General features: G+C 74.9%; 12 protein-coding genes. 7 read left to right on the top strand and 5 right to left on the bottom strand.

Annotated elements, in window-relative coordinates; translation table 11 throughout:
- Positions 1 to 493: 493 nt before the first annotated feature.
- From dxs to ACVJO7_RS10075, 3 genes are read left to right on the top strand one after another with little or no spacing between them, the layout of a single operon-like run.
- Positions 494 to 2437 carry a 1-deoxy-D-xylulose-5-phosphate synthase gene (dxs, locus tag ACVJO7_RS10065; protein ID WP_491672632.1) on the top strand — a complete coding sequence of 648 codons (1944 nt, stop codon included), beginning with the start codon at positions 494 to 496 and terminating at the stop codon, positions 2435 to 2437.
- A gap of 1 nt (position 2438) precedes the next feature.
- The gene (locus ACVJO7_RS10070) at positions 2439 to 3137 is read left to right on the top strand and encodes a response regulator transcription factor (protein ID WP_344019026.1); all 699 of its coding nucleotides are present in this window, start codon (positions 2439 to 2441) and stop codon (positions 3135 to 3137) included.
- Between the two features lie 4 nt (positions 3138 to 3141).
- Positions 3142 to 4347 carry a sensor histidine kinase gene (locus tag ACVJO7_RS10075; RefSeq protein WP_491672633.1) on the top strand — a complete coding sequence of 402 codons (1206 nt, stop codon included), beginning with the start codon at positions 3142 to 3144 and terminating at the stop codon, positions 4345 to 4347.
- Between the two features lie 13 nt (positions 4348 to 4360).
- Here ACVJO7_RS10075 and ACVJO7_RS10080 read toward each other — a convergent pair whose 3' ends face one another.
- The 3 genes from ACVJO7_RS10080 to ACVJO7_RS10090 form a co-directional block, all read right to left on the bottom strand.
- Positions 4361 to 5611, bottom strand: coding sequence for an HRDC domain-containing protein (locus ACVJO7_RS10080; RefSeq protein WP_491672634.1), 1251 nt, complete (start codon positions 5609 to 5611; stop codon positions 4361 to 4363).
- An 8-nt stretch (positions 5612 to 5619) separates the two neighbouring features.
- Positions 5620 to 6288 carry a LuxR C-terminal-related transcriptional regulator gene (locus ACVJO7_RS10085; protein WP_010233729.1) on the bottom strand — a complete coding sequence of 223 codons (669 nt, stop codon included), beginning with the start codon at positions 6286 to 6288 and terminating at the stop codon, positions 5620 to 5622.
- Between the two features lie 310 nt (positions 6289 to 6598).
- On the bottom strand, positions 6599 to 7204 hold the full coding sequence (locus ACVJO7_RS10090; RefSeq protein WP_344019033.1) for a DUF3000 domain-containing protein: 606 nt from the start codon (positions 7202 to 7204) through the stop codon (positions 6599 to 6601).
- Between the two features lie 96 nt (positions 7205 to 7300).
- Between ACVJO7_RS10090 and hemE the strand changes: the two genes are divergently transcribed.
- From hemE to hemQ, 3 genes are read left to right on the top strand one after another with little or no spacing between them, the layout of a single operon-like run.
- Complete coding sequence (hemE, locus tag ACVJO7_RS10095; protein ID WP_491672635.1) at positions 7301 to 8386, top strand: uroporphyrinogen decarboxylase; 1086 nt, start codon at positions 7301 to 7303, stop codon at positions 8384 to 8386.
- Positions 8387 to 8390: 4 nt separating this feature from the next.
- Positions 8391 to 9818, top strand: coding sequence for a protoporphyrinogen oxidase (gene hemG / locus ACVJO7_RS10100; RefSeq protein WP_491672636.1), 1428 nt, complete (start codon positions 8391 to 8393; stop codon positions 9816 to 9818).
- Between the two features lie 23 nt (positions 9819 to 9841).
- Entirely contained in the window at positions 9842 to 10537 is a 696-nt protein-coding gene (gene hemQ, locus ACVJO7_RS10105) for a hydrogen peroxide-dependent heme synthase (protein WP_344019039.1), read from the top strand.
- Between the two features lie 7 nt (positions 10538 to 10544).
- Here the strand turns inward: hemQ and msrB are convergent, their stop codons facing one another.
- Together msrB and ACVJO7_RS10115 are read right to left on the bottom strand one after the other, a co-directional pair.
- The gene (gene msrB / locus ACVJO7_RS10110; protein ID WP_344019040.1) at positions 10545 to 10988 is read right to left on the bottom strand and encodes a peptide-methionine (R)-S-oxide reductase MsrB; all 444 of its coding nucleotides are present in this window, start codon (positions 10986 to 10988) and stop codon (positions 10545 to 10547) included.
- Between the two features lie 34 nt (positions 10989 to 11022).
- A complete protein-coding gene (locus tag ACVJO7_RS10115) occupies positions 11023 to 11304 on the bottom strand; it encodes a hypothetical protein (protein WP_344019041.1) in 282 nt (93 codons plus the stop codon).
- Between the two features lie 35 nt (positions 11305 to 11339).
- Here ACVJO7_RS10115 and ligD point away from each other — a divergent pair, with 35 nt between their 5' ends.
- Positions 11340 to 12386 carry a non-homologous end-joining DNA ligase gene (gene ligD, locus ACVJO7_RS10120; protein WP_491672637.1) on the top strand — a complete coding sequence of 349 codons (1047 nt, stop codon included), beginning with the start codon at positions 11340 to 11342 and terminating at the stop codon, positions 12384 to 12386.
- The last annotated feature ends 258 nt before the right edge of the window (positions 12387 to 12644 follow it).

The following is a 12644-nucleotide window of genomic DNA, read 5'->3' on the forward strand; positions in this document are numbered from 1 at the left end:
ACCCTGCGTAATGCCGCGAAGTGGATAGTGCGGAGCGCCTGCGCACAATGGTGCCTGCTGCATTGTTCGCACCGGCGGACCGCGCGATTCTGAACCCGCCGCCTATTCGTCGTCCGGCTCCGCCGGCGGCGACCCGTCCGGGAGAGGGTCGCCAGGTGGGGGCCGGGAAAGCGCGCCACGCAGTAGTTCGATCACGAAAGCGAGGGTGTCGTGCGCAACTGGGGTTTCTGAGTCCGCCCGGCGGATGTGTCGAATGCATTTCGCGGCCGATCGACAAGGCGAGGGGAGCGATCATGCGCAACTGGGGATTCTGATCTTGCGAAACCGGACCCGCCGATGACGGGATGCGGCGCGCCGGGTGGTGACCACCACCCGGCGCGCGCCCGCGGGCCCGTTCGACGACCGCTCCGTAGAGTGTGGGCGTGAGTCGATGCCGGGGCGTCGAGGGCGGTTCCCCGCCTGCGGGAGGTCCCCGGCGGCGAGGAGGCAGCACGTGACGACGAACCGGGGGCTCACCGCGATCCGGCGCCCGGCCGACCTGCGCGGGCTCGGTGCGGACGAGCTCGCCTCGCTGGCGGCCGAGATCCGCGGGTTCCTGATCAAGGCGGTCTCACGGACCGGCGGTCACCTGGGCCCGAACCTGGGTGTGGTCGAGCTGACGATCGCCCTGCACCGGGTCTTCGACTCGCCACGCGACACGGTGATCTGGGACACCGGGCACCAGGCGTACGTGCACAAGCTGCTGACTGGCCGGCACGAGGGCTGGGACCGGCTGAAGAAGACCGGCGGACTGTCCGGGTACCCGAGCCGCGCCGAGTCCGAGCACGACCACGTGGAGTCCAGCCACGCGTCGTCGTCGCTGTCCTGGGCCGACGGCATCGCCAGGGCGAACGAGCTCGCCGGGCGCGACCGGCACGTGGTCGCCGTCATCGGGGACGGCGCGCTCACCGGCGGGATGGCCTGGGAGGCGCTCAACAACATTGCGGCCGGTGACGACCGCAACGTCGTCATCGTCGTCAACGACAACGGCCGGTCCTACTCGCCGACGATCGGCGGGCTGGCCGACCGGCTCGCCTCGCTGCGGCTGCAGCCCGGCTACGAGCGGATGCTCGAGGCCGGGAAGCGGACGGTGCGCGGCACCCCCGTCGTCGGACCGGCGCTCTACGCCGGCCTGCACGCGATCAAGGCGGGCGTCAAGGACGCGGTCAGCCCGCAGGAGCTGTTCGGCGATCTCGGGCTGAAGTACTTCGGCCCGGTCGACGGGCACGACATCGCCCAGGTCGAGTCGGCCATGCGCCGGGCGAAGCGGTTCGGCGGGCCGGTCATCGTGCACGCGGTGACCCGCAAGGGCAACGGCTACCCCCCGGCCGAGAACGACGACGCCGAGCAGATGCACAGCCCGGCCGCCTTCGATCCGGCGACCGGCGAACCCACCGGCACGCCGTGCACCGGCTGGACCGACATCTTCGCCGAGGAGGTCGTCGAGCTGGGCGGCCGCCGCAGCGACGTCGTCGCGATCACCGCCGCGATGCTCGGCCCGACCGGGCTGGCCCCGTTCGCCGCGGCCTACCCGGACCGGCTGATCGACGTCGGCATCGCCGAGCAGCACGCGCTGACCACCGCCGCCGGCCTGTCCCGGGCCGGGATGCACCCGGTCGTCGCGCTGTACTCGACGTTCCTCAACCGCGGGTTCGACCAGCTGCTGATGGACGTCGGCCTGCACGCCGAGCGGCTCACCCTGGTGCTCGACCGGTCCGGCGTCACCGGCAGCGACGGACCGTCGCACAACGGCATGTGGGACCTGTCGCTGCTCGGGATCGTGCCCGGCATGCGGGTCGCCGCCCCGCGCGACGAGGACACCCTGCGCGAGGAGTTCCGGGAGGCGGTCGCCGTCACCGACGGGCCGACCGCGCTGCGCTACCCGAAGGGCGCCGTCGTGTCGTCGGTGCCCGCCGTCCGCCGGCTCGACGGCCCGGCCGGCGTCGACGTGCTGCACGAGCCGTCCGACCGGCGCGCCCAGGTGCTCATGGTCTGCGTCGGCGCGTTCGGCGCGCTGGGCGTGGCGGCCGCCGAGCGGCTCGCCGACCAGGGCGTCGACGTGACCGTGGTGGACCCGCGCTGGGTACTCCCGGTCCCGCGCGAGGTCCTCACCCTCGCCGCGGACCATCAGCTCGTCGTCACGGTGTCCGACTGCGGGACGCACGGCGGCTTCGGCTCGGCGCTGTCCGACGCGCTGCGCGCCGCCGACATCGACGTCCGGCAGCGTGACCTGGCGCTGCCCCAGGAGTACCTGGAGCACGGCAGCCGGGACGACGTGCTGGCCCGGACCGGCCTGACCGTCCAGGACGTCGCGCGGCGGGTCACCGAGTGGGCCGCCGCCTCCGCCCCGGCGGTGCCGGAGCTGGGCGCGCCCGGCCGGGCGGTCCGGGGGGCCTGAGATGCGTGTGATCGTGGTCGAGGACGAGCCCGCCATGGCCGACGCCGTCGCCCGCGGGCTGCGCCGGGACGGGATCGCGGTCGACGTCGCCTACGACGGCGACGAGGGCTCGGAGAAGCTGTCGGTGACCCGGTACGACGTCGCCGTGCTCGACCGGGACCTGCCCGGCCGCAGCGGCGACGAGCTGTGCGACGAGCTGGTCGCCGCCGGGGGCACCACCCGGGTGCTGATGCTCACCGCGTCCGGCACCCTGGCGGACAAGGTCGCGGGCCTGTCCCGCGGCGCCGACGACTACCTGGCCAAGCCGTTCGACTTCCCCGAGCTGGTCGCGCGGGTCCGCGCACTGGGCCGCCGGGCCACCCCGGCGCTGCCGCCGACCCTCGCCGCGGGTGATCTCGTGCTGGACCCGGCCCGGCGGACCGTCGTCCGGTCCGGGCGCCCGGTCGAGCTGACCCGCAAGGAGTTCGGGGTGCTGGAGGTGCTGCTCGCCGCGGGCGGCGCCGTGGTGTCGTCGGAGGAGCTGCTGGAAAGGGTCTGGGACGAGAACGCCGATCCGTTCACCACCACCGTGCGGGTCACCGTGATGACGCTGCGCAAGAAGATCGGCGAGCCGGCCCTGATCGAGACGGTGGTCGGCGCCGGGTACCGGGTGCCGGACGCCGCGTACACCGGCATCCCGCCCGGGTCGGCCGCGGGCTGAGCCGGTGCACCGCCTGCGGCCGCGGCTGACCGCGCTGGCCACCGTGCTGGTGGCGGTGGTCGCAGCCCTGCTGCTGTGGCTGGGCTGGATGCTGGTCGGGGCGGCCGTCGCGGGGACCCCGGCGCTGCCGGGGACGGTCGTCGTCGACGGCGTGCCGGTGCCCGCCGAGACGGCCCGGGACGCGATCGCCGCGTCCGCCAGGGACGAGGTGCTGCGGGCCGGGCTGATCGCGTTCCCGCTGGTCGTGCTGGCCGGGGCGGTGACGGCGTGGGTGCTCGTCGGCCGGCTGCTCGATCCGCTGCGCCGGGTCGTCGACACCGCGTCGCGATTGTCGGCGAACTCGCTGGACGAGCGGGTGGCGCTCGGCCCGGGGCGCGGCGAGGTGGCGGAGCTGGCGATGGCGTTCGACGCGATGCTGGACCGGCTGCAGGCGGCCTTCGACGCGCAGCGCCGGTTCGTCGCGAACGCCGGGCACGAGCTGCGCACGCCGCTCGCGGTGCTGCGCACCGAGGTCGACGTGACCCTGCAGGACCCGGACGCCGACGCGGCCGAGCTGCGCCGGATGGCCGAGGTCGTGCGGGATGCCGGCCGCCGCTGCGACGAGCTCGTGACCGGGCTGCTGCTGCTCGCCCGCACCGAGGCGTCCGGGCCGCTGAGCGGCGCCGACCGCGATCCGGTGGACCTCGCCGAGCTGCTGAGCGGCGAGCTGTCGGTGATCGCGCCGGACGTGACCGCGCGGGCGCTGACCGTGCGGGCCGATCCGCGGGCCGCGCCGGTCGCCGGGAACGAGCCGCTGCTGCGCAGGCTGGTGGCGAACCTGCTGGAGAACGCCGTGCGGCACAACCGGGACGGCGGATGGATCGAGGCGGGCTGCGCGCCGGGGCCGGTGGCGCAGCTGCGGGTGGTGTCGTCGGGCCCGGAGCTGGCGCCGGACCAGGTGGCCGAGCTGTTCGAGCCGTTCCGGCGGGGGCCGGTCGCCCGCACCGCGCACACCCGCGGTTCCGGGCTGGGTCTGTCGATCGTCCGGGCCGTCGCGGAGGCGCACGGCGGCGCGGTGACCGCCGAGGCGGTGCCGGGCGGCGGGCTGGAGGTCCGGGTGACGCTGCCGGGCGTCGACGACCGGGACACCGTGCCCGCCGCCGACGACGGATCGCCGGTCACCGGCCGGCGCTCCGCGGACCGGCGGCTGCCGGCGTTCCCGGACCGCTGAATCCCGGGCCGGCTCAGCCGGTGACGAGCACCGGTCCGAGCAGCGGGGCCAGCAGATCGACCTGCCACGGGCGGGCCCCGCCCGCGGCCAGCGCGCCGCGGACGTCGCCGTCGGCGGGCGGCGCCCAGCACAGCCGGCGCAGCAGATCGGGTTGCAGCAGGTTCTCCACCGGAACGCCGTGCTCCTCGGAGACGGCGGCCAGCGCGGCGCGCGCGGCGGTGAGCCGGGCGGCGGCGTCCGGATCGCGGTCGGCCCACCGGGACACCGGCGGCGGCCCGTCCGAGGGCGCCGATCCGCGGGGCAGCTCCGACTCGGGGAGCTCGGCGGCGCGGCGCAGCGCGTCGAACCAGTAGCGGGCCAGCCGGCGCTGCGAGCGGCCGCGGAACACCGGCAGCTCGGCGAGCGCCTGCGGCGACTCCGGGTTCCGAACGGCCGCGTCGACGATCGCGGCGTCCGGCAGCACCCGGCCGGGGGCGATGTCCCGCTCGGCGGCCAGGGAGTCCCTGGCGTGCCACAGCTCGCGGGCCGCGGCCAGCGGGCGCGGCCGGCGCACCTTGTGGATCCCGGAGGTCCGCCGCCAGGGCTCGGCGCGCGGACCCGGCGGCGGCGCGGTGCGCACCGCCTCGAACTCCTGCCGCGCCCACTCGGTCTTGCCCTGCTCCTCGAGGAGCCCGGCGAGCACGTCGCGCAGCTCGATCAGCACCTCGACGTCGAGCGCGGCGTAGACCAGCCAGTCCTCCGGGAGCGGACGGCGCGACCAGTCGGCCGCGCCGTGCCCCTTCTCCAGGGACAGCCCGAGCAGGTTCTCGACCATCGGGCCGAGACCCACCCGGGGGAGCCCGGCCAGCCGTCCGGCCAGCTCGGTGTCGAACAGGGACGCGGGGAGCAGGTCGATCTCGGCGAGACAGGGGAGGTCCTGGGACGCCGCGTGCAGCACCCATTCCGGACCGTCGAGCGCGGCGGCGAGGGGAGCGAGTGCGCCGCGCAGCGGGATGGGATCGACGAGTGCGGTCCCGGCGCCCGCCCGCCGCAGCTGCACCAGGTAGGCGCGCTGCGAGTAGCGGAAACCGGACGCGCGCTCGGCGTCCACCGCGATCGGGCCGGTGCCCCCGGCGAACCGGTCGGCCACCTCGGCGAGAGCGTCCGGGGACGCCGTCACCTCGGGCAGGCCGTCGGCCGGCCGGAGCAGGGGAACCGGATCGGGTGAACCATCCGGGGACGGACGACCGGGCGACCGGACATCCGTACCGCCTGTCGTCCGCATCCCCTGGTTCAGCGAATGACCCCCGCACGCATCGCCAGCGCCACCATCTGAGCGCGGTCACCGGTGCCGAGCTTGCGCCCGATCCGGGACAGGTGGCTCTTCACGGTGAGCGCGGAGAGGTTGAGCGCCTCGCCGATCTCCTTGTTGGACTGCCCGTCCGCGACGAGCTGGAGCACCTCCACCTCGCGGGCCGACAGCTCCCGCGGGGTGTTGTCGGTGCCCGGCACCCGGGAACCGGTCGCCAGCAGCGGGGCGACCGTCGGGTCGGCGTAGACGCCGCCGTCGAGCACCCGCTTCACGCCGTCGGTCACGACCGACGGCGATGCGGACTTCAGCAGGTACGCCTGCGCGCCGGCCTGGAACGCCGAGCGGACAGCGTACGGGTCGTCCGAGGACGCCAGCACCACGAGCCGGTTCCAGCCGAGCGACCGCAGCTCGCTCACCAGGTCCAGACCGCTGCCGTCCGGCAGGGTCAGGTCCAGGATCGCGAGATCGCACGGCCCTGCCGCGTGGGCGCGGGCCCGTGCCTCGGTGACCGAGGCGGCCTCGTGCACGGTGCCGGCCCCCATCGAGCGGAGCCTGCCGGCGATCGCCTCCCGCAGCAGCGGGTGGTCGTCCACGACGAGAACCGTGAACAGCTCCTCCCGTGGCTGCGGGACGATCCCCGGCGAGAGCACAGCTCCACCGATCGGAGCGCCACCTGCGGTGGTGCTGCCGGAGCTCTGCGCCGGCACTTGCTGGCCAAGTACAGCCACGTCGTCAACCTTCCTGGAGTCGGTCGTCAGCCCCCGACCAACACCGGAACCCGAGGGACGGAGAGTGGCGCTCGGCCGCCCGGGTGGGTGCCATGCGGGAGATGGTATCCCTCCATGCGGCCTAACGTCGCGTGTGCATTCGAACTTCTGCCCCGGAAAGTTACATGGATGTGGGTGCGCTCCCACTCCGACGGGTGACATTTCTCGTCAACACGCCGCTGACCTGCATCTATCAGCCGGGTGACCGACTCAACGGTACGGCGCCCACCGGCGGCAGTCCGGCCGCGGTGGCCACCAGGGAACCGAACGCGACGGCGTGTCGGGACAGGTCGGCGTCGCTCTCCGTAGGCGTCCAGGAGGCCCGCAGCTCGACGTCGTCCTCCCGCGGGGGGTCGTCGCCGGCCCCCTGGAGCCCCCCGAAACGGACCGACGAGGTCTGCGTGACGGTGCCGCCGAGTGCGGTGAACTCCGCGCCGGAGTGCTCGAGCGCGTCGGTCAGCCAGGACCAGCCGATGCTCGGCAGCATGTCGTCGCCGAGCTGCCCGATCTCCAGCCGGGCCTGGACGAAGCAGACCAGCCGGAAGGTGCCCTGCCAGCGGTCCTGGCCGTCCGGGTCGTGCAGCAGGATCAGCCGGCCGGAGGTGTCCGGCTCGTCGAGGTCGTCGGTGCCGTCGCCGCGGTGGCCGATGTCGGCCTCGACGCTCGTCGCCCAGCTGAACGGGGCGAGCCGGGGCGGCGCCTCGAGCGCGCGCACCACGAGCTCCGGGCGCGGCGCCACCGAGGCGAGTGAGGTGACCGCGTGGTGGAACAGCGGTGGTGGGGAGATCGCGTCCGGCACGGCGGGAGACTCTAGGGCGAACCGCCCGTCGTCGCAGGCAGGCGCGCCGGGGTGGGCGGCAGGTCGGTGCCGGGGACGTGGGAGGATAGCGGGGTCATGACAGCAGGTACCGCAGGCACCGTTCCCGCCCCCTCGACCGCCGCCGCCCGGCGGGACCTGGCCGGGTCCCCGTTCCTGGACGCCGTGCGCGGCCGCAGGCCGTCCCGGCTGCCCGTCTGGTTCATGCGCCAGGCCGGGCGCTCGCTGCCCGAGTACCGGGCGCTGCGGGCCGGCAACGGGATGCTCGAGGCCTGCCTGACCCCGGATCTGACCTGCGAGATCACCCTGCAGCCGGTGCGCAGGCACGGCGTCGACGCGGCGATCCTGTTCTCCGACATCGTGGTGCCGCTCTACCTGGCCGGGATCGGGGTCGACATCGTCCCGGGTACCGGCCCGGTGGTCGACTCCCCGGTGCGCACCGCCGCCGACGTCGAGGCCCTGCCGGAGCTGGCCCCCGAGCAGGTGGCCCGGGTGGCCGAGGCCATCGCGCTGCTGCTCCCCGAGCTGGGGGAGACGCCGCTGATCGGTTTCGCCGGCGCCCCGTTCACCCTCGCGTCCTATCTCATCGAGGGCGGTCCCAGCCGCAACCACGAGCGGACCAAGGCGCTGATGCGCTCGCAGCCGCAGGTGTGGCACGCGCTGATGGCCAAGCTGTCCCGGTCGACCGGCACCTTCCTGCAGCAGCAGGCCGCGGCCGGGGTCGACGCCCTGCAGCTGTTCGACTCGTGGGCGGGCGCGCTGTCCGAGCCGGACTACCGCGAGTTCGTCCTGCCGCACTCGGCGGCGGTGCTCGGCGCGCTCGCCGGGACCGGCCTGCCGCGGATCCACTTCGGGGTCGGCACCGCCGAGCTGTACGGCGCGATGACCGAGGCCGGCGCGGACGTGATCGGGGTCGACTGGCGCACCCCGCTGGACGTCGCCGCCCGCCGGGCCGGTGGCGCCGTGCCGGTGCAGGGAAATCTCGACCCGGCGGTGCTGTTCGCCGGGCAGGAGGCGATCGACGCCGACGTCGCCCGGATCGCCGCGGAGGGTGCCCGCTGCCCGGGCCACGTGTTCAACCTCGGGCACGGCGTCCTCCCGCAGACCGATCCGGACGTCATCACCCGCACGATCGAGACCGTCCACGCCCAGCCGACCGGGTGAGCCGGTGACCCGGGTCGCCGTCGTCGGCGGCGGGATCTCCGGGCTGGCCGCGGCGCACCGGCTGCGGACGCTGCTCGGCCCGGACGCCGCGATCACCGTGCTCGAACAGCGGGACCGGCTCGGCGGGGTGCTGCGCACGGTCGACCTGGCCGGTGCACCGTTCGACGTCGGCGCCGAGGCGTTCCTGGTGCGCCGCCCGGAGATGCTCGACCTACTCGGCGAGCTCGGCCTGTCCGGCTCGCTCACCCACCCCACACCGGCGACGGCCACGATCCGGGCCGGCGGGCGGACCGTGCGGCTGCCGCGCGGGACCCTGATGGGCGTCCCCGGCCGCGCCGCCGAGCTCTCCGGGGTGCTGTCGGCGGCCGGACTGGCCGCGGTGGCCGCCGAACCGTCGATGCCGCTGCACTGGGCGCCCGGGGACGACGTCGCGCTCGGCGGGCTGCTGCGGGAGCGGTTCGGGCCCGAGGTGGTCGAGCGGATCGCCGATCCGCTGCTCGGCGGGGTGTACGCGGGGCGGGTGGACACGCTGGGACTGCGGGCGACCGTCCCGGCGCTGGCCGCGGCGCTGGACGCGGGCGCGTCGTCGGTGACCGACGCCGCCACCGCCGGCATGACCTCCGGCGGGCAGCAGCCGGGCGGGACGCTCGCCGCCGGACCCGGCCCGGCGCCGGCCGGACCGGTCTTCGGTGCGGTGCGCGGCGGCTACCGGGAGGTGGTCGCCGCGCTGGTCGCGGCGTCCGCGGCGACCGTCCGCACGGCGACCACGGTGCGCGCCCTGGAACGCCGCCCCGCGGGCTGGCGGCTGGTGCTCGGCCCGGTCCCGGCGCCCGAGGTGCTGGACGTCGACGCGGTCGTCCTCGCCGTCCCGGCGCCCGCCCTGCGCAGGCTCCTCGAGCCGGTCCTGCCGGCCGCGGCCGCCGCGGCCGCCCGGATCGGCCTGGCGTCGTCGGCCGTGGTCGCGCTCGCCTACCGGCGGTCCGACCTGCACCCGCCCGCGACCAGCGGCTGCCTGGTCGCCGCCGACGAGCCGCTGTCGATCAAGGGGGTGACCCACGCGTCGACGAAGTGGGCGCATCTCGGCGACGACGGCCTGGTCCGGCTGCGGGCCTCGCTCGGCCGGTTCGGCGAGGAGGCCACCCTGCAGGTCGACGACGCCGAGCTGGTCGCCCGGGTCCGCGCCGACCTGCGCGAGCTCGACGGGATCGACGCCGACCCGGTGGCGGTGCACGTGCAGCGCTGGGGCGGCGGGCTGCCGCAGTACGGCGTCGGGCACGGCGGCACGGTCGCCGCGCTGGAGTCGGCGGTCGCCGCCGAGCCCGGGCTGGCCGTCGCCGGGGCGATGCTGCACGGGGTCGGCGTGCCCGCCTGCGTCGGCACCGCGCGGGCCGCCGCCGGGCGGATCGCCGACCGGGTGGTGAGGGCGCCCTGACCTCCCGGCGTAGCATGCGCTGCATGGCCCGCGTCGACGTCAAAGCGATCAACGACACCATCCGGTACACCATGTGGTCGGTGTTCCGGGTCGAGCCCGGCCGGCTCGGCGACGAGCGGTCCGAGGCGGCGCGGCAGGCGACCGAGTACCTCGACTCGCTGGCGAACAAGGATGTCGCGGTGCGCGGCGTGTACGACCTCGCGGGTGTCCGGCACGACGCCGACTACATGATCTGGTGGCACGCCGCCGAGATCGAGTCGCTGCAGGCCGCCTACGCCGACCTGCGCCGCACCACCGCGCTCGGCCGCGCCTCGGTCCCGGTCTGGAGCCAGACCGCGCTGCACCGCCCGGCGGAGTTCAACAAGAGCCACGTCCCGGCGTTCATGGCCGGCGAGGACCCGAAGCGCTACGTCTGCGTCTACCCGTTCGTCCGCTCCTACGAGTGGTACCTGCTGCCCGATGCCGAGCGCCGCACGATGCTCGCCGACCACGGCAAGGAGGCCCGCGGCTACGCCGACGTCCGGGCGAACACGGTGCCGGCATTCGCGCTGGGCGACTACGAGTGGATCCTCGCCTTCGAGGCCGACGAGCTGTACCGGATCGTCGACCTCATGCGGCACCTGCGCGGCACCGAGGCCCGCCGGCACGTCCGGGAGGAGATCCCGTTCTACACCGGCCCGCGGGTCGAGGTCGGCGACCTGGTCGCGTCGCTGCCCTGATCCGGGGCTACTCGCCCGGCTCCAGGGTCAGCGACACCGAGTTGATGCAGTACCGCAGGTCGGTCGGGGTGCCGTAGCCCTCGCCGGCGAACACGTGCCCGAGGTGGCTGTGGCAGTTCGCGCACAGCACCTCGGTGCGCGTCATGCCCATGCTGGAGTCGGTGCGCTCGATGACGGCCTCACCGGCCAGCGGGGTGAAGAACGACGGCCACCCGCAGTGCGACTCGAACTTCGTCTCGCTGCGGAACAGCTCCGCCCCGCACGCCCGGCAGCGGTACACGCCGGTGCGCTTCTCGTCGGTGTACTCGCCGGTGAACGGCCGCTCGGTCCCGGCCTCGCGGAGCACGTGGTACTCGGCCGGGCTCAGCTGGGCCCGCCACTCCTCGTCGGACTTGACGACCTTCGGTGCGGGCTCCGTCCCGGAGCCGGTGTTGCTGCTGAACAGACCCATGCACCCACGCTAACCCTTCTCCGGGCGCGCTGCCTCAGAGCCAGGTGGAGACCACGAAGACCACTGCGTTCGCGATCACCCAGGCCGCGAACAGCAGCAGCACCGTGGTGACCGCGACGGCGGCGGTGCGGTGCGGTCCGCGTACCCGGTTCGCCGCGTCGGCGAAGTCCCCGACCCCGCGGATGTAGCCCTCCACCGAGCAGGACGGCACCCGCTGCATCCGGTCCAGGTGGGCGGCGAACGCGCGCGCCTCCGGATCGTCCGGATCGAGGTCGGCGAGGTCGTCGTCGAACCGGGGGGACCGGTCGTCGTTCATGGCACCACGATAGTCGCCGCGGTAGGTTCCCCCGCGTGGCGAGCCGAGACGTGGTGATCCTGCAGGTCGACGGGCCGGACGGGACCCGGGACGTCCGGCTGACCAGCCCGGGCAAGGTCACCTTCCCCAAGCTCGGGATCACCAAGCGGGAGGTGGTCGAGTACTACCTGGCCGTCGGCGGGCCGATGACCCGTGCGCTGCGTGACCGCCCGACCAACCTCAAACGCTTCAACGACGGCGTCGACGGCGATCCGTTCTTCGTCAAGCGGGTGCCGAAGGGCGCCCCGGACTGGGTGCGGACCTGCACCGTGACGTTCCCGAGCGGCCGGACCGCCGAGTCGGTCGCGATCACCGAACCGGCGACGATCGCGTGGGCGGCGAACCTCAACACCCTCGACTTCCACCCCTGGCCGGTCCGCTGCCGGGACACCGACCGGCCCGACGAGCTGCGGATCGACCTCGATCCGCAGCCGGGGACCGGTTTCGCCGACGCCGTCGCCGTCGCCGGGGTGCTGCGCGAGGTGCTCGACGAGGCGGGCCTCACCGGGTGGCCGAAGACGTCCGGCGGGCGCGGCCTGCACGTGTTCGCCCCGATCCGGCCGGAGTGGGACTTCATCGAGGTGCGCCGCGCGGTGATCGCGATCGCCCGCCGCGTCTGCCGGCGCATCCCGGAGCGGGCCACCGTCGACTGGTGGAAGGAGGAACGCGGCGAGCGGGTGTTCCTCGACTTCAACCAGGCCGCGCGGGACCGGACGATCGCCTCGGCCTGGTCGGTGCGCGGGCTGCCGGACGCGACCGTCTCCATGCCGCTGACCTGGGACGCGCTCGCCGACGTCGATCCGGCCGAGTTCACCCTGCGCACCGTCCCCGGGATCCTGGAACGGCACGGCGACCCGCACGCGGCGATGGACGATCATCGCGGGGACTGCGGGACCGCGCTCGGCTGGTACGCCGAGGACGAGAGCGAGCGCGGGCTGGGGGAGATGCCCTACCCGCCGGAGTACCCGAAGATGCCCGGCGAGCCGATGCGAGTGCAGCCGTCCCGGGCGAGGCGTCCGGCCGGCGACGACACCCCGGCGTGAGGTCCCCTGAGGCGTGAGCTCCTGACCGGTCCGGCACCGGCCGCCGGATGTCCGGTGCGGGGCCGTGCCGCCGGATGTCCGGTGCGCGGCCGGGCCTCGCCGCGCTGCGAGCCGGGCGGTGTCCCGCCGCGCCGGGCGGGCGCTCGTTTCCGGTGCCCGGAAGAAGCGCCGCCCCGTTCGGTCCGGCCGGAAACAGCGGCCCGCGGACGTCCGTTCCCCGCCGGATCGTCCCGGGGCGGCCGGGGCCGTGCGCCCCCG

This window comes from Pseudonocardia sp. DxW (genome assembly GCF_058448985.1).